Source organism: Lacinutrix iliipiscaria, from assembly GCF_042686125.1.
Lineage (GTDB): Bacteria > Bacteroidota > Bacteroidia > Flavobacteriales > Flavobacteriaceae > Oceanihabitans > Oceanihabitans iliipiscarium.
In genome coordinates, this window is sequence record NZ_JBHUOV010000005.1 from 73,476 (window position 1) to 93,751 (window position 20,276).

Consider the following 20,276-nt stretch of genomic DNA (forward strand, 5'->3'; position numbering starts at 1 on the left):
TCTAGTTTCTTAAAGGTTTACCTTTGGTTAACATGTGTTGAATACGCTCTAAAGTTTTACGTTCTGTACATAAACTTAAGAAGGCTTCACGTTCTAAATCTAATAGGTATTGTTCTGATACTTTAGTTGGTTCAGATAAATCTCCACCAGCCATAACGTAAGCTAATTTGTTAGCAATTTTCATATCGTGTTCTGAAATGTAATTACTGTCTTTCATAGCATCTGTACCTACTAAAAACATACCTAGAGCTTGTTTGCCAAGGACTAAAACATCGTCTCTTTTAACGGGTTGAGTATAACCAATATCTGCCATGAGTTTAGCCTGTTGTTTAGCAACTGCTATTTGACGGTCTTTATTAACGACGACTATATCTTTTCCTTTTTGAAGTAAGCCTAAATCGAAAGCTTCGTATGCAGAGGTTGATACTTTAGCCATGCCAATGGTTAAGAAATGTTCTTGTAATAGATTTAATTGAACATCGCCTTTATGGAACAGGTCAGATGCTCTTAAAGCCATTTCTTTAGAACCACCACCACCAGGAATAACACCAACACCAAATTCTACAAGTCCCATGTATGTTTCTGCTGCAGCAACAACTTTATCTGCATGTAATGATAATTCGCATCCACCACCTAAAGCCATGCCATGAGGTGCTGAAATAGTAGGGATTGCAGAATAACGCATACGCATCATAGTGTCTTGGAAATATTTAATCGCCATATTAAGTTCGTCGTACTCTTGTTCTGCAGCCATCATGAAGATCATGCCAATGTTTGCTCCAACAGAGAAATTTGCGGCTTGATTACCGACAACTAAGCCTGCAAAATCTTTTTCGGCCAAGTCTATCGCTTTATTTAATCCAGCGAGTACATCTCCACCAATAGTATTCATTTTAGATTGAAACTCGCAGTTTAAAATGCCGTCCCCTAAATCTTCAATAACAACACCAGAGTTTTTAAAGACTTCGTTTGTTTTTCTTATATTATCTAAGATGATAAATGCATCTTGACCAGGAATTTTAGTTTGTGATTTACTAGGAATGTCATAGACATAAGTAGCACCATCTTTTACCGTATAAAATGAAGTACTACCAGTCGACAGCATCTCGTTAACCCAAGCAGCAGGCTCTAGTCCTTCGGCTTTCATTAATTCAATTCCTTTTTCAACACCAATAGCATCCCAAATTTGGAAAGGACCATGTTCCCAACCAAATCCAGCTTTCATGGCATCATCAATTTTATAAAGTTCATCAGAAATTTCAGGAATACGATTAGAGACGTAAGCAAATAAGGCAGTGAAACTCTTTCTGTAGAATTCGCCAGCTTTATCTTTTCCAGACACTAATACTTTAAATCTATCGACTACCTTATCAATGGTTTTGGTAAGCTCAAGCGTCGCAAATTTTGCTTTTTGAGCAGAGCGGTATTCTAAGGTGTTTAAGTCTAAGGATAAAATTTCTTTTTTTCCGTCAGCAGACACGTTCTTTTTGTAAAACCCTTGTCCAGTTTTACTTCCTAACCATTTGTTTTCCATCATAGTATTGATGAAATCTGGCAATTCAAAAAGCGCTATACGTTCATCATTCGGGCAGTTTTCTCTAATTCCATTAGCTACGTGAACTAAGGTGTCTAATCCTACAACATCTACAGTTCTAAAGGTTGCAGATTTTGGACGACCAATAACTGGACCTGATAATTTATCAACTTCCTCAATAGTTAAGTCTAAATCTTTAACCGCATGAAATAAACTTTGAATGCTAAAAATACCCACTCGATTTCCGATGAAAGCAGGAGTGTCTTTAGCGACAACTGATGTTTTTCCAAGGAATTGTTCGCCATAACCATTTAGAAACTCTAATACAGAAGCATCTGTTTTTGGTCCAGGAATGATTTCAAATAATTTTAAATAGCGTGCAGGATTGAAGAAATGCGTACCGCAGAAATGTTTCTGGAAATCTTCAGAACGCCCTTCATTCATAAACTTAATAGGAATCCCAGATGTATTAGATGTAATAAGAGTTCCAGGGGTTCTATATTTTTCTAATTTCTCAAAAACTTGTTGTTTGATATCTAGACGTTCAACAACCACTTCCATAATCCAATCTACATCAGCAACTTTAGCAATATCGTCTTCTAAATTACCAGTAGTAATACGGCTTGCAAATTTTTGGTTATAAATAGGAGAGGGTTTAGATTTTAAAGAAGCTGTTAAGGCATCATTTACTAATCTGTTTCTAACGACCTTGTCTTCTAAGGTTAAGCCTTTGGCTTTTTCTTTATCATTTAACTCTCTTGGGATAATGTCTAATAATAAGACATCAACACCAATATTAGCAAAATGGCAAGCAATACCGCTTCCCATGATTCCGGAACCAATAATGGCTATTTTTTTAATTCTACGTTTACTCATTTTATTTTAAGGTATGTTCTTTTTGATTGTATATTTTTTTATTTGAAATCATATTATTAATAACTTCAGCAACTTTATAAAAATTAGCAAGTTCTTCAGGCTCTACATTTTTTTTAATGGCTTCATTAAATGTTAACACTTTTTCTCTAGAGTAAGCTCGTTTTTCTTTTCCAAAATCAGTTAAAAAGATAAGAACGCCACGTCCATCTTCAGGGTTTGGTCTTCGTTCAATTAAATCACGAGCCTCCATCATTTTTAATGTTCTAGATAGGCTTGTTGCTTCCATTCCCATTTTTGGACCTAGAGATGTTGAAGGTGTGCCATTTTCAGGATCAATACTTAGCAGTGCAAATCCTGTAGCCATAGTGCTTTCAAATTTTGAAGCTTCTTCATTGTACATTTTAGTAACTGCTAACCATGTGGTTCTTAGAACATAATCTATAGTTGCGTCTTTCATCTAATAGTGTTTAGATGTCAAATATAATAAAATATATTATGCATGCATAATATATTTAAATAATTTTAATGAAGTTTTTGGGAGGAGAAATAAAGCAAATATGATTTAAGGCCGATAAATTTTATCTACTAAATCTGAATATTTTTCTTTAATGACACTTCGTTTCATTTTCATCGTAGGTGTGAGGTGACCACTATCTATAGACCAAACATCTGGTGTTAATTCGAAGCGTTTAATTTGTTCCCATTTACCAAAATGCGAATTATATTTATCTATTTCTTTTTGAATGCGATTAATCACAATATCAGAATGTGCAATTTCAGCATCAGAATTACCAACATTGTGTTTTTTAAGATCAATCCAGTCTCGTATAAAATCAAAATTAGGCTGAATTAAAGCTGCTGGCATTTTTTCACCTTCACCTATAACCATGATTTGTTCTATAAAAAGGGATTGTTTCATGTCGTTTTCTAAAAGAGGTGGAATGACATATTTTCCGCCTGAAGTCTTAAACATTTCCTTTTTACGTCCAGTAATTTTTAAGAAACCATCAGCATCAATTTCTCCTTTATCACCAGTGTGGAAATACTGACCTGTCATAACTTCGGCAGTTTTTTCTGGATCCTTATAATAGCCCAACATAACATTTGGTCCTTTAATTAAGAGTTCTCCATCGTCTGCTATTTTAACTTCTACATGATCTATAGGTTTTCCAACGGTTCCTACTTTATACATGCGGTCTTTATATAAACCTACAGAAACCACAGGAGATGTTTCGGTAAGTCCGTAACCTTCCATAACTCTCATTTGAGCAGCGCCAAAAATGCGAGCTAACCTTGGTTGAAGGGCAGCACTTCCAGATACCATAGTTCTTAATTCTCCACCAAGTGCTTCACGCCATTTGTTAAAAATAAGTTTGTTTGCGATTTTGAGTTGAAATTCATACCACGCGCCATTGGCTCCATAAGGTTCCCAGTGTTCACCTAATCTCACAGCCCAAAAGAATAATCCTTTTTTTAGGCCAGTTAATTCTTCTCCTTTAAGCATTATTTTATCGAATACTTTTTCGAGTAATCGAGGCACAACACTCATTAAATTAGGTTTGATTTCTTTAGCATTTTCACCAATTTTATCAATGCCTTCAGCAAAATAAATTGAAGTGCCTGCATACTGATAAACATAAATTAAGACACGTTCAAAAATATGACAGATTGGTAAAAAACTTAATATGCGATTTTCGCCTTTTACTAGAGGTACTCTTGGCGCGCTGTCTAATGCATTACTTGTTATATTCCAATGGGATAGCATAACGCCTTTAGGCCTTCCTGTGGTGCCTGAGGTATAAATTATTGTTGCTAAATCTTCAGGTTTTACAGCGTCTTTTCGCGATTCAACTTCAGGTTGATTACTTTTGTCTTTTCCAAGTTCAAATAATTCAGAATAGTGCTTACAACCTTCAATGTGATTAAAAGAATAAACCTCTTTAAGCTGTGTCTTCGCCTGTACTTTTCTTACTTTTTCTAAAACTTCTTCATCTGAAACAAAACAGTAAAGTGATTCACTATGGTTTAAGACATATTCATAATCTTCAGCACAAATAGTTGGATAAATGGGAATGTTTTGCGCACCTGTTTGAAGTATGCCAATATCCATAATATTCCACTCGGTTCTATTGGTACTAGAAATTACAGCAATTTTATCATTCTTTTGGATGCCCAATCGCAATAATGCTCTACTTATTGTATTGGCTTTGTCTATATATTCTTGTGTTGACATGGCTTCCCATTTGCCATTATATTTGGTAACCAAAGCTTTGGCGTTTGGTTTGTGTTTCAATTGGTAATAGGGAAAATCAAATAATCTTGTAATTTCTGTCATTAGGTTCTTTCTCAAAAGTAGAATTGCAAAATATGAAATTAAAAGGAAATTTCAAATGAGTTAGATATAATGAGTTCAAATAATTTGAACTTTATTTTTTTAGTGCTTTACCGAATTCCTGCTTAATCAAACCAGATTCTAATCGCTTGTTTTTCTGCATCAGTTTATAAAATAGTTTTGAGTATCATAAAAAATTAAAATTATGAAAACGCTGAAAACTCCTGTTTTAATTTTCATCTTATTTATGCCTTTTGTAATCTTCTCTCAAGTTGGCATTGGAACAACAACACCAGACGCATCATCTGTTTTAGATGTTACCGCAACCGATAAAGGCGTTTTAATACCACGAGTCAACTTAGCAAATATAACAACCACTATGCTTGATGGAACAAATGCAGCTGCAACGGGGTTATTAATATATAATACCAATGTAAGTGTAATAGGTGGTAATGGCGTAGGTTATTACTATTTTAATGGAACCATCTGGGAGCAGTTAAAGACAAGGTCATCAATAAGTGACCATGATTTTTATAGAGAAGGAACTACAAATGCGCCTAACAGCATCAACGATGATATTTACACCCAAGGTAATGTGGCTATTGGAAAAACAATAGCGAATTATGCTCTGGATATAATTGATGATTCCGATATTACAGTTATAAATGCGAGGTTAGCAAGTAGTAATAATCTTGTAACTTCAGTTTTAAATATAGAAAACTTTAATACTGGAAATATAGGAAAAACAGGTATCACGACAGGATTTAATGGAAGTGCAAATGGATCAAAAACAGGCCTTCATAATAATATAACAAATACAGGAAGTGGTAATCAAACAGGTGTAAGTAATCATTTAACATCTTCAGCAGATGAAAGCCAAGCTGGGGTAAGTAATTATATTGAAAATTCTGGTAATGGAAGACAATATGGTGTCCTAAATAGTATCAGTGGCACTGGTGTTGGATCAAAATACGGAAGCTATAACACTATAGATGCATCGGCAGGTGGTACACATTATGGTGTCTATTCGCGAGTTTTAAAACCGCAAAATTATGCTGGATTTTTTTTAGGACTAGTTTCTTTTGGAACTTCAGTAACTGATAGATATATTTTTCCTCTTTCTCCTGGAACGGATGGTCAAATTATGCAAACTAATGGTATTGGTCAATTGAGTTGGGAGAATCCATCTAGTGTTTTTAATGTTTCGAACGGAATTAGTGAAGTTGGAGGAGGCATCGTACTTGGCGGAAGCTTAACACAAGCTACGACAATTACCCAAGGCACAAATAATTTAATCTTTGATTTAAATTTAAGTGGTGATTTTTTAGTACAAGACAATGGAATTAATCATTTTGAAGTACGAAGCTCTGGAATAACATATTTTGGAGACGATTCCTATTGGAATGACGGCAATACCGCAGGTACAACAATCGCAAGTTTAATTGATGATGGAGATGATGGTCGTTTAAGAATCTATGAGAATGGTACAACATCTGTTGATCTAGATGCTAATACAGGGTTTGTTTTTAATGAACAAGGCCTAGATAGAGATTTTAGAATAGAAAGTGATGATGAAACTAGTATGCTTAGAGTAGATGCAAATAACAATCGTATTGGTATTATGGAAGCTACACCAAGTTTTGATATTCACTTAAAACAATCTACAAGAACAGAAAATGGTGCAGGTGGAATAGGGCTTGAAAGTAGTGATACATCAAACAATTGGAAAATATACCACTCAGGTACAAATTTATCATTTGCCGAAAATGGTGTTCGACGTGCTTATATTGCTAATACAAGTGGTCTTTATATGGATACCTCAGATAGACGATTAAAGAAAAATATTACCAACGTTGAATCTGTACTTGATAAAGTAAACAGCTTAAAAGCCTATCGTTACTTATATAAAGATCAAGAGGTTTCTGGGAAAAAAATACTTGGGTTTATAGCACAAGACATTCAACCTTTGTTTCCTGAGTTAGTCGGACAAACTGAAGATGGTTATTTTGCACTAAATTATGCTGGCTTTGGAGTTATTGCAATAAAAGCCATTCAAGAGCAACAAGATGTTATTGAATCTCAACAGAAAACCATTGAAGATTTACAAGAGGAAAATACCAAAACACGTATGCTTTTAAGTAAATTGCTTCAACGTGTTGAACTGTTGGAAGCTGAAAATTAAAAATTGACTTTCAGTTATTTTCAATAAAATACAAAACACACAAAAACCTTTAATTTATTTCCATATTTTTAATGTTATGAAACACCTTAACTATTGTTTTGTTCTATTTTTAGTGGCTTTTTGTAATCGTCTTGATGCTCAAAATATTGATAGCCTTAAACTAAAAACACATTCGACTATTAATAGTGAACGCTTAAGTGCATTAGGTGTTTTAGGCGATTACTATTATTATAAAGAGCCAAAAAAGTCAGATAGTTTATATCGATTAGCATTATCGCTTGCAAGAGCAATTAATAATGAGCGCGAAGAGTGCAAGTTTTTAAGCTATATTGGATTGCGATTTAATGAAACTGCACAAGCCGATTCCATTTTATATTATCAAAATAAAAGCTTAGAAATCGCTCAAAAAATTGGTGATTCCTCATATATTGCTTCTGCTTACGGAAATATTGGAAATGCCTACCTCATTAAAGAAAAGCATGATTATGCTATTGAAAATTATAATAAAGCCCTTGCCATATTTGAGCAGCAAAAAAATCTCAGATTGCAAGGTGTCACTTACGGAACTTTCGCTAATATTTATATTGATTTAGAAGATTATAATCAAGCTATTTACTATAATCAAAAAGCCAGAACTATTTTTAAAGATTTAGGTTTTATTCCTGGTTATGCTTCGTCAACTGTGAATATTGGTATTTGCTATCAGCGTTTAAATAATTATGAAGAAGCCCTTCAGTATTTAGAGGAAGGAAAAAAAATATGTGAAGAAAATAACTTAAACCGATTATTGCGTGTGGCGACGTTGCAATTGGGAAATATTAATTTCAATTATTATAAAAACTACGAACAGGCTAAAATTCAATATAAAAAAACGGAAACTTTAGCCATCATGTTTAATGACAATGAAGGTGTCGCAGAATCTAATTTCTATTTGGGTAAAATTGCAACGGTAAATAATAATCCAACTAAAGCGATTAAGCACTATAGAAAAGCCGTTGAGAATTTTAAAACCTTAGGAAAAAACGAAGCCTATTCTAATGCTTTGTCTGAACTTATTTCAGTTTTAAAAACATCAGGAAATAATAAGGAAGCCATTACATACTACGATGAATTAATCACATTAAATGATTCAATCTTTAGTGAAAGTTCTAGAGCGAAAACGCTTGAGCTAATGACAAAGTTTGATGTTTCTCAAAAGAATAAAGAAATTGAAATTCAAAACCTAAAGTTAAAAAAGCAAGATTTAGAAATTACCAAACAGCGTAATATTCGAATCTTCTTTTCTGTATTTTCTGGGCTTTTAATAATCTTATTATATTTTGTTTGGCGTGCCAATACATATAAAAAACTAAATATGCATAATGAAATAAAAAGTAGACGACTTGAATTAGAACAGCGTTTGTTACGTTCTCAAATGAATCCACATTTTATTTTCAATGCTTTAAATTCTATTCAAAGTTATATTTCAGAAAACAATACTCTAGATTCTGAGGTTTATTTGTCTCGCTTTTCACATTTAATGCGCCAAATTCTTGAACATTCTCAGCAAGAATTTATACCTTTAAAAGATGATCTTAGTGCTTTAGAATCGTATTTAAGTCTAGAGCAACTCCGATTTGAGAACAGTTTTGACTATGTCATAAATACTAAAAATATCGATCAAGAGTGTGTTATAATTCCGCCAATGATTTTTCAACCTTTTGTTGAAAATGCTATTCTTCATGGAATCGAGCCAAAACCTACTAAAGGCTTAATTCATATTTCGATTGATGTTTTTAAAACAATAACAAACAATGAAAAATATGGTGTTTTAAAATGTATTATTGAAGATAATGGTATTGGTAGAGTAGAAGCTGGAAAGAAAGAGAATTCTCCAAATAGACAACACCTGTCTTTAGCGATGAAACTTATTAGAGAGCGTTTCTCTAATTATACTGAAATCACAAAGGTTGATTATCATATTAATATTGAAGACCTTTATGATGACCAAAAAGCCTTAGGTACTAAAATTTATATTGAAATCCCTTATAGTACTAATTATAATGATTAGAAGTGTTATAATCGATAATGAAAAAAAGAGCAGAAAAACGCTCTCAAACTTTTTGCTTAAATACTGCAAAGAGGTCGAAATACTTGGCGAAGCTGATGGTGTCGCTAGCGGAATTAATCTTATTAAAAAAGTCAATCCTGATTTGGTTTTCTTAGATATTGAAATGACTGATGGCACAGGTTTTAAGTTACTTGAATCTATTGATGATATTCAGTTTAGTGTGATTTTTGTAACCGCTTATAGCGAATATGCTGTTAATGCTTTTAAAATAAGTGCAGTTGATTATCTGCTAAAACCCATAAATCCTAAAGAACTAATGGAAGCTATAGAGAAATATCAAAAAGAAATTGGGCTGAAAGGGATTCATAATAAATTAGAAGTATTATTAGGAAACCAAAGTACAGTAAAGAAGATTGCTTTTCCTACCTCTGAAGGTATAGAGCTTGTTAAGATTGACCAAATCATGCACTGCGAAGCAGATGATAATTATACATCAATATACCTTAATACAGATAAACGTATTATGGTTTCTAAAACCATTAAAGAGTATGATACGATGCTAAGTGATTTTGATTTTTTTAGAATTCACCAATCACATTTAGTCAACCTCAATTATATTGCTAAGTTTAATAAAAATGATGGCGGCTATGTTGTCTTAGAAAATGGAAAAAAATTACCTGTGTCTAGGCGAAATAAGCAAGAGTTTTTAGAAAAACTATTGCGTTAATTTAAGTTCTCAACCCACTTTCTTGCATTCACAAAAGCTTCTAACCAAGGCGAAACTTCATCTTCTCTGCTTTTTGGATAATTGGCCCAATTCCATTGAAACGTAGAACGTTCAATATGTGGCATGGTGACTAAATGGCGTCCTGTTTTGTCACATAACATAGCTGTGTTAAAATCAGAGCCATTCGGATTATGAGGATAACCTTCATAAGCATATTTTGCAACGATATGATATTTATCTTCAGTATAAGGTAAATCAAATTTCCCTTCACCATGACTAATCCAAACACCTAATGTCGTTCCAGCTAAAGAGGAAAGCATCACCGAATTATTCTCTTGAATTTTAACAGAAGTAAAAGCACTTTCATGTTTGCGAGAATCGTTATACGTCATCTTTCCATGCGTTTCATGCTCTGGATTGATGAGGTCTAATTCCATCCATAACTGACACCCATTACAAATACCAACCGAGAGAGTGTCTTCACGTTTAAAGAAATTTTTCAAGGCTGTATTCGCTTTTTCATTATACATAAAAGCCCCTGCCCAACCTTTTGCTGAGCCTAAAACATCGGAGTTAGAGAAACCTCCAACTGCACCAATAAATTGAATGTCTTCTAAGGTTTCACGGCCTGAAATTAAATCGGTCATGTGTACATCTTTGACATCAAAACCTGCGAGATACATAGCATTAGCCATTTCGCGTTCAGAATTTGATCCTTTTTCACGAATAATTGCAGCTTTAGGTCTCGAGTGTCCAGTTTTAATTATGGGAAGTTTTCCTGTAAAGTGTTTTGGGAATGTATATTGTAAGGCTTGGTTTTTATAATTATCAAATCGGTCTTTTGCTAAACCATTTGCTGTTTGCTTTTGGTCGAGTAGGAAAGAAGTCTTGTACCAAACATCTCTTAATCGAGAGACCGTTAAAGTAAACACTTCTTGATGGTTAATAATACTTAAGGTGTCACTTTCTGTTACCTTTCCAATGTTGAAAAACTCAATATTAGCTTCAGCTAGTACTTTTTCTATTGAAGCATCTTTAGCTTGAAATACAATCCCAGCATTTTCAGAAAATAATAATTTTACAGAATCTTTTTCTGTTAAACTTGTTACATCTAACGCTGCACCAAGATGAGTATCTGCGAAACATAGTTCTAATAAGGTAGTGATTAATCCACCAGAAGCCACATCATGTCCAGCAACAATTTTTTCATCCTTAATTAATTGCTGAATGGTATTGAATGTTTTTTTGAATTGAGCAGCGTCTTTAATTGTAGGTGTTTCTTTTCCTATTTTATTTAAAATCTGTGCAAAAGAACTTCCGCCTAATTTAAAATGATCTTGTGAAAGATTAATATAATAGATGTCACCTGATTCTTTTTGAAATACAGGCTCGATTACTTGACTTATTGCGTTACAATTTGCGGCTGCGGAAATAATAACCGTTCCTGGAGAAATAACATCTTCATCTGGATATTTTTGTTTCATTGATAAAGAATCTTTCCCAGTAGGTACATTAATACCTAAATCTATGGCAAACTCAGAAACTGCTTCAACAGCTTCGTATAAGCGTGCATCTTCACCTTCATTTTTACAAGGCCACATCCAATTGGCAGATAATGAAATAGAATTTAATCCATCTTTTAAAGGCGCCCAAATGATATTGGTTAAGGCTTCAGCGATAGCATTTCTACTTCCATGTTTTGGGTTGATTAATCCAGAAATAGGAGCGTGTCCAACAGAAGTCGCTATGCCTTCTTTTCCTTTATAATCTAATGCCATAACGCCAACATTATTTAATGGTAATTGTAAAGGACCTACGCATTGTTGTTTAGCGACTTTTCCACCAACACAGCGATCCACCTTATTAGTTAGCCAATCTTTACAGGCAACAGCTTCAAGTTGTAAAACTTGATCTAAATAATCTAAAATAAGATCAGAATTGTAAGTGACTGCCTCATAATTTCTTTTGATAGTTTTGTCAGTCATCACTGTTTTCGGAGAGCTTCCAAACATATCTTCAAGCGCTAAATCCATAGGTTTGTCACCTTTAGTCTTAGACTCAAAAGTAAAACGATGGTTTCCAGTTACATCTCCAACAGTGTACATTGGCGAGCGTTCACGTTCTGCAATTTGGTGTAATGTATTTATATGTTTTTCTGCAATAACTAATCCCATTCTTTCTTGAGACTCATTACCAATAATTTCTTTAGCAGATAATGTTGGGTCACCTACAGGCAGTTTATCTAAATTGATATGCCCTCCAGTATCTTCAACTAATTCAGACAAACAGTTAAGGTGTCCACCAGCGCCATGGTCATGAATAGAAACTATGAAATTTTCATCGCTTTCTACCATACCACGGACTGCATTTGCCGCACGTTTTTGCATTTCAGGATTACTTCTCTGTACAGCATTAAGCTCAATACCTGAAGCAAACTCTCCTGTATCTGCGCTAGAAACAGCAGCGCCTCCCATTCCTATTCTGTAATTTTCACCACCAAGAATGACAATTTTATCACCTTTTTTAGGTGTGTCTTTTAAGGCTTGTTCTGCTTTACCATAACCAATTCCTCCGGCTTGCATGATAACTTTATCGAAGCCAAGTTTTCTGGCATCTTCCTCGTGTTCAAAGGTTAAAACTGAACCACAAATAAGAGGTTGTCCAAACTTGTTTCCAAAATCTGAAGCTCCATTACTTGCTTTTATTAAAATATCGATAGGCGTTTGGTATAGCCAAGGACGTTCAGTCATTTTTTGTTCCCAAGATCTGGTGTGCTCTAGTCTAGAATAGGACGTCATATAAACCGCAGTTCCTGCTAGTGGTAAAGATCCTTTTCCACCAGCTAGTCTGTCACGAATTTCACCTCCAGAACCTGTTGCAGCACCATTAAAAGGCTCAACTGTAGTTGGAAAATTATGTGTTTCCGCTTTTAGTGAAATCACAGAATCAAAATCTTCAGTCGTGTAATAATCAGGAATATCTGCACGTTGAGGTGCAAACTGTTCGACTTTTGGTCCTTTTATAAATGCGACATTGTCTTTGTAAGCTGAAACAATATCGTTAGGGTGTTGTTTAGAGGTTTCTTTAATTAATTTGAAAAGTGATGTAGGTTTTTCATCGCCATCAATAATGAAAGTGCCATTGAAAATTTTATGGCGACAGTGCTCTGAATTGACTTGTGAAAAGCCGAAAACTTCAGAATCGGTTAGCGGTCTTCCAATTTTTTTTGAAACGGTTTCTAAATAAGTAACTTCTTCATCATTTAAAGCTAATCCTTCTTGTTGATTGTATGCAGCAATGTCTTTAATTTCGAGTATCGCTTCAGGTTGAATATTTACAGTAAAAGATTCTTGATGTAATCCTTTATATTTTTCAGAAATCATAGGATCAAAACTTGAGAAATCTTCAGAAACTGTTTGAAATTCTTCTATTCGAATAATGTCTTCAATTCCCATATTTTGAGTAATCTCAACAGCATTTGTACTCCAAGGTGTAATCATAGCAGCACGTGGACCAACAAAAAAAGCATCGAGTGATGCTTGTTCTAGTTTAGGTTGGTTGCCAAATAACCATACTAATTTAGAAATGGTTGTTGTTGATAATTCTTTTGTGGCTTGAACAGCAAATACTTTACTGTTTTGGTTTCCGAAGAAATGAATCATTATATATGTTAGTTTGTGTGTTGTTTTTTACAAGCACAAATTTAGTTTTTTTTAGTTATATTTTTTCAGAAAAAAGAGACTTAATTATAGAGTTATTCACGCTGTTATTAACCATAAAAAAAGCGACTCGGAAGTCGCTTAATTATTATTGCTTGATTAGCTTTTTGGTTATTACGCCATCGTTAGATTTTAGCCTAACAAGATAAACCCCTTTAGATAGGGAACTAACATTTAATTTATTATTGTTTGCACTAACATTAGATTTTAGGATTCTTTTGCCAAGAATGTCATATATATCTACTTGCAAATCTTTTTGAGTATGAATATTTAATAGTTGCCCTTTTACAGGGTTTGGAAACATTTTGATTTCATTAACTGTGAATTCATCAGTAGAGAGTAAAACACCCCAAGTATCTGTAGCATCATCACCTCCCCAAATCACTGTAGCCAGTGCTGGGTTATCAATAAATGGGTTTCTACTTAAATACACAGTTTCTAAATAATCATTACGTTGCATTTCAAATGAAGATACATCGTCTTCAATATTCCATTGCAGTAATAATTGAAGCATATCTGTCGTTCCTTCTTTTGGTCCTGTTCCTACTAACTCAGGTAAGCATTGGTCTCCATATCTGGTATACATATACATAATTATTCTAGCGACATCACCTTTCCATTCGTCTCCAGGATACCAAAGCCCTCCTACATTTCCAGCAACTCCAGTTCCTGCAGTAAATAGTAAATTTCCTTTGTTGTTGTTCATTTGCTGATCTGATGGTCTCACATTATGAGGATCTGCTACAATTCCTGTACTACCATTACTAGCAGTTCCCATGTCTGGACTTGCAAGACCACGCGCAAAGGTGTGCTCTCTATTATATAAACAAGATGTTCCTCCAAAACTATCCTCATCTCTTGTTAAATCTGTGGTGCAGTTTTCATCATCATCGTCATGTCCGTAAATTAACCATAAAGTGGAGCTTGTGTCAGATCCATCGGCATCATTAAAATCTTCGTCGTCTGTTGTCTTAATCGTATCTCTATTATCACCATAAGTGAAAGATGTGTTATAGGTGGAGATTTTATTTTGCAATTCGATATAAAGCGCTTCACCAGTAAGCGTTAAATCTACATCATCATAATAAGGTTGTTGTGCAAAAAGTGTAAGTCCAAACAGACAAAAAACTAAAGTGTAAAATTGTTTCATTCTAAAATATATTATTTTCTTTCTATCAATGCCATGTAGAATCCATCAAAACCAGACTCATGCGACAATATTTTCTTTTCCTTTACAAAGGTAAACTCTTTTCCTGAATCTGATGTTAAAAATTTCTCAACTTGTTGTTGATTTTCAGACGGTAAGATAGAACATGTAGCATATACTAGCTTTCCACCGGGTTTTACCATTCTAGAATAGGATTTTAAGATTTCACTTTGAGTTTGTTTTATGTTTTCAATAAACTCAGGCTGTAATTTCCATTTAGCGTCAGGATTTCTACGTAACACGCCTAAACCAGAACAAGGTGCATCAATTAATACACGATCTGCTTTATCATATAATTTTTTTATGGGCTTAGTAGAATCAATTACTCGCATTTCAATATTGTGAGCACCAGCGCGTTTTGCTCTGCGTTTTAATTCTTTAAGCTTATTTTCATAGATATCCATTGCAATTAATTGCCCTTTGTTTTCCATTAAAGCAGCAAGGTGTAATGTTTTGCCGCCAGCTCCTGCGCAAGTATCTACAACTTTCATGCCTGATTTTACATCAAGAAATTGAGCGACCATTTGCGATGAAGCATCTTGGACTTCGAAAGCGCCTTTTTTGAAAGCTTCTGTGGTAAAGACGTTAGTACGCTCAGAAAGCTTTAGAGCATCAGGATAGTTTTTTAGAGTTTCAGTATGTATATCTAAATCGAATAACTCTGATTGTAGTTTTTCTTTTGTAGTTTTTAGTGTGTTAACGCGTAAAATAACATCAGCTTGTTGGTTTAAAGCAGAAATTTCTTTAGTCCATTGCTTATCACCTAGTTCTTTAGCCGCTAATTCATCCATCCAATCCGGAACAGATTCTTTTATTTTTCTAATTTTTGAAAGTTCATCAAAACGTCCTTTAATTTTACGTTGAGGTGTTGCTTCAAAATATTTCCAATCTGGTAATTTAACTCCTTTTAAGGTTGCCCAAACCGCAAATAAACGCCAAATATCATCACGCGAAAAGGGTTCTTTTGTGTTGGCTATTTCAGCATATAAACGTTTCCATCGTACTATATCATAGGTTGTTTCAGCAACAAAGCCACGATCACGACTTCCCCAACGCTTATCACGTTTAAGTAATTGTTGTACTACTTTATCGGCATACATGCCTTCGTTAAAGATTTGTAATAAACCATCAACTGTTGCAAAACATAAATTTCTATGTAATCTCATTTCAATTTTATAAGCGTGCAAAGGTATGATTTTAGAAGTAATTATAATTATTTCTTTATCATAATTAAACCTTTAGTTTTTATTTTGGTCTAAATTAAATTGATTTAATTTAGCTTAACGAGATAGAATTTTTTGACAGAAAACGAATTTATAGAACAACTAAAGAGTAAAAATGCTAAAGCTTATACTAAATTGTTGGATGATTTTCAGCAAAAAGTATTTAGTACATGTATGTCCTTTATTCCTAATAAGGAAGATGCCGAAGATGTAGCTCAAGATGTTTTTGTTGAAATCTTTAATTCTATAAATAAGTTTAAGGGGCAATCAAAACTATCAACTTGGATATATAGAATTACAACTAATAAATGTTTAGAGTTTATTAGAAGAAAGACCACTAAGAAAAGATTTGCCTTCTTACAATCTTTATCTGGTAATGCTATGCCAATTGATAAATCTGCATATTTTACAGAATTTAATCATCCTGGGATTGTATTAGAGAATAAAGAAAAAAGTGAAACATTATTTCATGCCATAAATCAATTACCAGAAGTACAGAAAATAGTTTTTACTTTGCATAAAGTAGATGGTAAGAGTTATCAAGAGATTAGTGATATAACTGAGAAGAGCTTATCGTCAGTAGAGTCGTTAATGTTTCGAGCAAAGAAAAATTTGCAAAAAGGACTTGAAAGTTATTATAAAAATGAAAATTAGCACAAGTTTTTTAAATTAAATGCATCTAAATAAAAACAATGAACACAGATAATAACATACAGAATAAAATAGAAAACACAATTAGTACTATTGATGCTATTGAAACAGTTAATGTGTCTCCTTTCTTTAAAGAGAAAACAATGCAACGTTTGTTTTTAGAAAAGGAAGAGGAAAAAGTTGCTTGGTCATGGTTCACACCTAAATTGCAATTTGCGACTTTGGCTTGCATCGTTGTTTTAAATGTGGTTGCCATAATAAATAAACAAGAAACAACTTATGATGAGAACGTAAGTCAGTTTGCAGAGTCTTACGGGTTGTCAATAAATACAGAAACCTCTTTATTAAATTAGCCATGAAGAAGAATACAGCTTTATATATTTTACTTGTTTTCTTAGTGATTGTAAATGGTTTTTTCTTATTTAATCATTTAGGGAAGTCTGGACATATAGATACAAAACATGTTAAAGACACTAAAGGTTCGCCAGTAGAATTTATTGTTAATGAACTTGGGTTTAATGAAGAAAAGATGGCTAAATTTAAAGATTTAGATGCTGCATTTCATGAAAAAACACGACAAAATTTAGATGAGGCTAGACAGTTAAAAGACGCACTTATGAGTCACATAACCAAAGCTTCAATACATCCTTCTGATATAGATTCTATTACAAACCGCATAGGAGAAATAGAAAAAAACAGAGATGTATTGATTTTTCAACATTTGCGAAATGTTTATGAATTATGCAGCGATTCACAAAAGGAAAAATTCAGTAAAATAGTTAAGGACGCAATGCGTAAAGGTGGTTCAAGACCAGAAGGTCCACCAAGAAGAAATGGTCCGCCACCTCCACGACATTAAAAAAAATAAAAAAGACCTGAAGAAATTCAGGTCTTTTTTTTGTGATTTATTTAACAAAAATGACCACAAGCAAAGCCCTTAAAAATCATCTAAAGACATATAATAAATAAAACTTATAGTTATGAAGAATACTAAATTAAACTTTACCATTTTCATTTTATTTCTCAGTTTAGGCGTTTTTGCACAAGGCCCTCCAGGAGGACAAGGCGGTCGCGGACAAGGTCGCGGACAACAAAAAGGAGGAAAACCTAATGCTTCCGAAATATTATCAAAGTTAGATACGAATCATGATGATGTTATTGATAAAGAAGAAGCCTCAAAAGAGCGTAGAGGTAAAATCTCTGATGATTTTGATGAGATTGATACTAATTCTGATGCGTTTATTGATTTAGAAGAGTTAGAAGCTTCACTAAATAATAGAAAAAAGCCTAAAAAAGTGTCGCCAGAAAAATTAATAAAAGATATCGACGATAATAATGATGGGACTTTAAACGAGCTTGAAGTTGCAGCAAAAGAAGCTAAGGAGTTATCAAAACACTTTAATCAGATTGATGCAAATAATGACAATGAACTTGATCTGGATGAATTAAAAAGTTTCTTTTCAAACAATAAAACAGAAAAGCCTAAGCGATGAGTATAATTTTATTTTAACAACTGCGCAAGTTTTTTAAGAGTATAGCATCTAAACATTTAAAGCTAACAAATAATTACTATAAGAATGAAAAATGTATTAAAACTCACTTTATTAATTTGTCTGTCAACAGTTTTATTTTTAACCTGTTCTGGCGATGATAATGGCAATTCGGAATGTACAGAATCAACTTGGTATCAAGATGCCGATGGAGATGGTTTAGGAAATCCAGCAGTTTCTCAAGAAGCTTGTGAGCAACCAGAAGGCTATGTGGCAAATAATACTGATACAGACGACAGTTCAGGAGGAGATGGTCTTCATGCGGCTTTTGCAGAATTTGATGAAGATAATACAGACATTATGTTAAGTGGTACAAACGTCATTATAGAAACTAATGGTTTGCCAAACCATACTTCACCTTATTGGTCTAACACTACTGAAAGATGTGCTACACCACCTATGGGCGGAACAATATGTACAAATAGCGATACTACTGTAAATCATCCTTTATTTGTTGAACCAACAGTAACGACACATGAAATGATGGCTCCAGGGAATATAGACGATTTTAATGGTGCATTCTCTTTGACTGTTTCTGCTAATCCACAATTAGCAGCAAGTTCTACAGCTACAGGATTAGGTCCAATTGGAATTTCTATTTCTGGTTCTGTGATTTATAATGACGAAGAAGGTCCAGGTGTTCCTTTAGACAGCGCTGTTGGATCTTTAGATTATACAGCAGCACATACTGGTCCGCAAAGTTATCATTACCATTTAGAGCCAAAGGCATGGTCTGATGATGATACTGAATTAATTGGAATAATATCTGATGGGTTCTTTATCTACGGAAGAAAATGTGCTTCTACAGGAACGTATCCAACAGATTTAGATGCATCTGGTGGACATACAAGTACAACACAGCACGCAGATGAAGCTGAATACCATTATCACATTCAGAATGAATTGTATTTAGGTCAATTTTATATTTTATTTCCAGGTGATTATCAAGGCACGCCAAATAACATACAGTAAGCTTTTAATAGTCTTTAGCTTGATTTTGCTATGCTCGTGTCATACTAAAGAGCATAGTAAACTGGCTTTAGTAAATATTGAGAAAGTCATCGATTCAAAAACAATGACGGTTCTTAAATCGGATTTAGTTTTAAAATCTAAGATTGGGCTTGTGTTTTTTAAAGACAAGCCTTTTACGGGAACCTCTGTACAATATTACGACCATCAAACTTTGGCTGAAAGCATTCAGTATAGTAATGGTAAACGACAAGGCGCATTTAAAAAATGGTTTTCTAATGGCGATTTAAGTTATGAATCTTTTTATGTAGATGGAAAGCAACACGGCACAACTAAAACCTGGTGGAAAAACGGCAATTTACGTTCAGAATCAAATTACTTATATGGTGTTGCACATGGTAATCAAAAACAATGGTATATCTCTGGTGAGAAATTTAAAGAACTTACTATTGTTAATGGTAAAGAAGAGGGCATACAAAGAGCATGGCGTAAGAATGGAAAAATATACAATAATTACGAAGCTAAAAATGGAAGAATTTTTGGATTAAAACGAGCAAATTTATGTTATGAATTGGAAGATGAACAAGTACAGACCGCTAAGCTTTAGCCTAATCTTAATTGTTGCTTTTGTCTTGTCATCATGTAAAGACAAAACAAATGAAAAAGAGAGTAGAGTTGCAACGTTGCCGTTTTATGCTGAAGCTAATTTTACACCACATTGGCTAGATGAAACTAGTGATGAGGCCAAAACCTTTCATAAAATCCCTGCGTTTTCTTTGTTCAACCAAGAAGGGCAAACGATAACCGAAGATACATTTAAGGATAAAATTTATGTAGCCGATTTCTTCTTTACAAGCTGCCCAGGTATATGTCCGAAAATGACCAAAAACATGGCAGTAATTCAAGATGCCTTTAAAGATAATGACGATGTTTTATTATTGTCACATTCGGTAACACCTGATAAAGATTCCGTTTCAGTGCTTAAACATTATGCCGAAACCAAAGGGGTTATAAGTGGAAAATGGCACTTGGTGACTGGTCATAGAAAAGACATCTACGACTTAGGGCGACATGCATATTTTGTAGAAGAAGACTTAGGCGAAGTTAAAACAGAGGATGATTTTTTACATACTGAAAACTTTGTCCTTATTGATAAGAACAGGCATATACGTGGTATTTACAATGGTTTAAATACAACCGCAGTACAGCAACTTATAGCAGATATAAAAACTTTAAAACAAGAACCAATAAATTAA

16 protein-coding genes are annotated in these 20,276 nt (G+C 33.8%); 10 read left to right on the forward strand and 6 right to left on the reverse strand.

Annotation, left to right across the window (positions count from 1 at the left end; all coding sequences use genetic code 11):
* Position 1: 1 nt before the first annotated feature.
* The 3 genes from ACFS5M_RS10060 to ACFS5M_RS10070 all read right to left on the reverse strand — a co-directional run bounded on the left by ACFS5M_RS10060 (position 2) and on the right by ACFS5M_RS10070 (position 4,745).
* Positions 2 to 2,410 (reverse strand): 3-hydroxyacyl-CoA dehydrogenase/enoyl-CoA hydratase family protein, encoded by a 2,409-nt coding sequence (locus ACFS5M_RS10060; protein ID WP_183489755.1) that lies wholly within the window; start codon positions 2,408 to 2,410, stop codon positions 2 to 4.
* A gap of 1 nt (position 2,411) precedes the next feature.
* Positions 2,412 to 2,867: a MarR family winged helix-turn-helix transcriptional regulator gene (locus tag ACFS5M_RS10065; protein ID WP_183489759.1), complete on the reverse strand. Its 456-nt coding sequence runs from the start codon at positions 2,865 to 2,867 to the stop codon at positions 2,412 to 2,414.
* Between the two features lie 105 nt (positions 2,868 to 2,972).
* Positions 2,973 to 4,745, reverse strand: coding sequence for an AMP-dependent synthetase/ligase (locus ACFS5M_RS10070; RefSeq protein WP_183489762.1), 1,773 nt, complete (start codon positions 4,743 to 4,745; stop codon positions 2,973 to 2,975).
* 202 nt (positions 4,746 to 4,947) lie between these two features.
* Here ACFS5M_RS10070 and ACFS5M_RS10075 point away from each other — a divergent pair, with 202 nt between their 5' ends.
* From ACFS5M_RS10075 to ACFS5M_RS10085, 3 genes are all read left to right on the forward strand, one after another.
* The gene (locus tag ACFS5M_RS10075; RefSeq protein ID WP_183489765.1) at positions 4,948 to 6,924 is read left to right on the forward strand and encodes a tail fiber domain-containing protein; all 1,977 of its coding nucleotides are present in this window, start codon (positions 4,948 to 4,950) and stop codon (positions 6,922 to 6,924) included.
* A gap of 76 nt (positions 6,925 to 7,000) precedes the next feature.
* Positions 7,001 to 8,974, forward strand: coding sequence for a tetratricopeptide repeat-containing sensor histidine kinase (locus ACFS5M_RS10080; RefSeq protein ID WP_183489768.1), 1,974 nt, complete (start codon positions 7,001 to 7,003; stop codon positions 8,972 to 8,974).
* Positions 8,967 to 9,701 (forward strand): LytR/AlgR family response regulator transcription factor, encoded by a 735-nt coding sequence (locus tag ACFS5M_RS10085; RefSeq protein ID WP_379898784.1) that lies wholly within the window; start codon positions 8,967 to 8,969, stop codon positions 9,699 to 9,701. Before ACFS5M_RS10080 ends, ACFS5M_RS10085 begins: the two co-directional genes overlap by 8 nt.
* Here ACFS5M_RS10085 and purL read toward each other — a convergent pair.
* From purL to ACFS5M_RS10100, 3 genes are all read right to left on the reverse strand, one after another.
* On the reverse strand, positions 9,698 to 13,363 hold the full coding sequence (purL, locus tag ACFS5M_RS10090) for a phosphoribosylformylglycinamidine synthase (protein WP_183489773.1): 3,666 nt from the start codon (positions 13,361 to 13,363) through the stop codon (positions 9,698 to 9,700). The genes ACFS5M_RS10085 and purL overlap by 4 nt on opposite strands.
* 145 nt (positions 13,364 to 13,508) lie before the next feature.
* On the reverse strand, positions 13,509 to 14,570 hold the full coding sequence (locus ACFS5M_RS10095; RefSeq protein ID WP_183489776.1) for an endonuclease: 1,062 nt from the start codon (positions 14,568 to 14,570) through the stop codon (positions 13,509 to 13,511).
* 11 nt (positions 14,571 to 14,581) lie between these two features.
* A complete protein-coding gene (locus tag ACFS5M_RS10100; RefSeq protein WP_183489779.1) occupies positions 14,582 to 15,793 on the reverse strand; it encodes an RsmB/NOP family class I SAM-dependent RNA methyltransferase in 1,212 nt (403 codons plus the stop codon).
* A 132-nt stretch (positions 15,794 to 15,925) separates the two neighbouring features.
* Here ACFS5M_RS10100 and ACFS5M_RS10105 point away from each other — a divergent pair, with 132 nt between their 5' ends.
* The 7 genes from ACFS5M_RS10105 (at position 15,926) to ACFS5M_RS10135 (ending at position 20,276) form a co-directional block, all read left to right on the forward strand.
* Positions 15,926 to 16,504 (forward strand): RNA polymerase sigma factor, encoded by a 579-nt coding sequence (locus ACFS5M_RS10105; RefSeq protein ID WP_183489782.1) that lies wholly within the window; start codon positions 15,926 to 15,928, stop codon positions 16,502 to 16,504.
* A 38-nt stretch (positions 16,505 to 16,542) separates the two neighbouring features.
* The gene (locus ACFS5M_RS10110) at positions 16,543 to 16,854 is read left to right on the forward strand and encodes a hypothetical protein (protein WP_183489785.1); all 312 of its coding nucleotides are present in this window, start codon (positions 16,543 to 16,545) and stop codon (positions 16,852 to 16,854) included.
* A 2-nt stretch (positions 16,855 to 16,856) separates the two neighbouring features.
* Positions 16,857 to 17,360, forward strand: coding sequence for a hypothetical protein (locus ACFS5M_RS10115; protein WP_183489788.1), 504 nt, complete (start codon positions 16,857 to 16,859; stop codon positions 17,358 to 17,360).
* A gap of 121 nt (positions 17,361 to 17,481) precedes the next feature.
* Complete coding sequence (locus ACFS5M_RS10120; RefSeq protein WP_183489790.1) at positions 17,482 to 17,994, forward strand: EF-hand domain-containing protein; 513 nt, start codon at positions 17,482 to 17,484, stop codon at positions 17,992 to 17,994.
* Between the two features lie 84 nt (positions 17,995 to 18,078).
* Positions 18,079 to 19,023 (forward strand): YHYH protein, encoded by a 945-nt coding sequence (locus ACFS5M_RS10125; RefSeq protein WP_183489792.1) that lies wholly within the window; start codon positions 18,079 to 18,081, stop codon positions 19,021 to 19,023.
* A 103-nt stretch (positions 19,024 to 19,126) separates the two neighbouring features.
* Complete coding sequence (locus ACFS5M_RS10130; protein WP_221267595.1) at positions 19,127 to 19,627, forward strand: toxin-antitoxin system YwqK family antitoxin; 501 nt, start codon at positions 19,127 to 19,129, stop codon at positions 19,625 to 19,627.
* On the forward strand, positions 19,587 to 20,276 hold the full coding sequence (locus ACFS5M_RS10135) for an SCO family protein (RefSeq protein WP_379898740.1): 690 nt from the start codon (positions 19,587 to 19,589) through the stop codon (positions 20,274 to 20,276). Before ACFS5M_RS10130 ends, ACFS5M_RS10135 begins: the two co-directional genes overlap by 41 nt.

Coding starts and splice junctions, on each gene's coding strand:
- ACFS5M_RS10125 (WP_183489792.1), top strand. CDS start 18,079: ATGAAAAATGTATTAAAACTCACTTTATTAATTTGTCTGTCAACAGTT.
- ACFS5M_RS10115 (WP_183489788.1), top strand. CDS start 16,857: ATGAAGAAGAATACAGCTTTATATATTTTACTTGTTTTCTTAGTGATT.
- ACFS5M_RS10130 (WP_221267595.1), top strand. CDS start 19,127: ATGACGGTTCTTAAATCGGATTTAGTTTTAAAATCTAAGATTGGGCTT.
- ACFS5M_RS10120 (WP_183489790.1), top strand. CDS start 17,482: ATGAAGAATACTAAATTAAACTTTACCATTTTCATTTTATTTCTCAGT.
- ACFS5M_RS10100 (WP_183489779.1), bottom strand. CDS start 15,793: ATGAGATTACATAGAAATTTATGTTTTGCAACAGTTGATGGTTTATTA.
- ACFS5M_RS10075 (WP_183489765.1), top strand. CDS start 4,948: ATGAAAACGCTGAAAACTCCTGTTTTAATTTTCATCTTATTTATGCCT.
- ACFS5M_RS10095 (WP_183489776.1), bottom strand. CDS start 14,570: ATGAAACAATTTTACACTTTAGTTTTTTGTCTGTTTGGACTTACACTT.
- ACFS5M_RS10060 (WP_183489755.1), bottom strand. CDS start 2,410: ATGAGTAAACGTAGAATTAAAAAAATAGCCATTATTGGTTCCGGAATC.
- ACFS5M_RS10085 (WP_379898784.1), top strand. CDS start 8,967: ATGATTAGAAGTGTTATAATCGATAATGAAAAAAAGAGCAGAAAAACG.
- purL (WP_183489773.1), bottom strand. CDS start 13,363: ATGATTCATTTCTTCGGAAACCAAAACAGTAAAGTATTTGCTGTTCAA.
- ACFS5M_RS10110 (WP_183489785.1), top strand. CDS start 16,543: ATGAACACAGATAATAACATACAGAATAAAATAGAAAACACAATTAGT.
- ACFS5M_RS10135 (WP_379898740.1), top strand. CDS start 19,587: ATGAATTGGAAGATGAACAAGTACAGACCGCTAAGCTTTAGCCTAATC.
- ACFS5M_RS10070 (WP_183489762.1), bottom strand. CDS start 4,745: ATGACAGAAATTACAAGATTATTTGATTTTCCCTATTACCAATTGAAA.
- ACFS5M_RS10080 (WP_183489768.1), top strand. CDS start 7,001: ATGAAACACCTTAACTATTGTTTTGTTCTATTTTTAGTGGCTTTTTGT.
- ACFS5M_RS10065 (WP_183489759.1), bottom strand. CDS start 2,867: ATGAAAGACGCAACTATAGATTATGTTCTAAGAACCACATGGTTAGCA.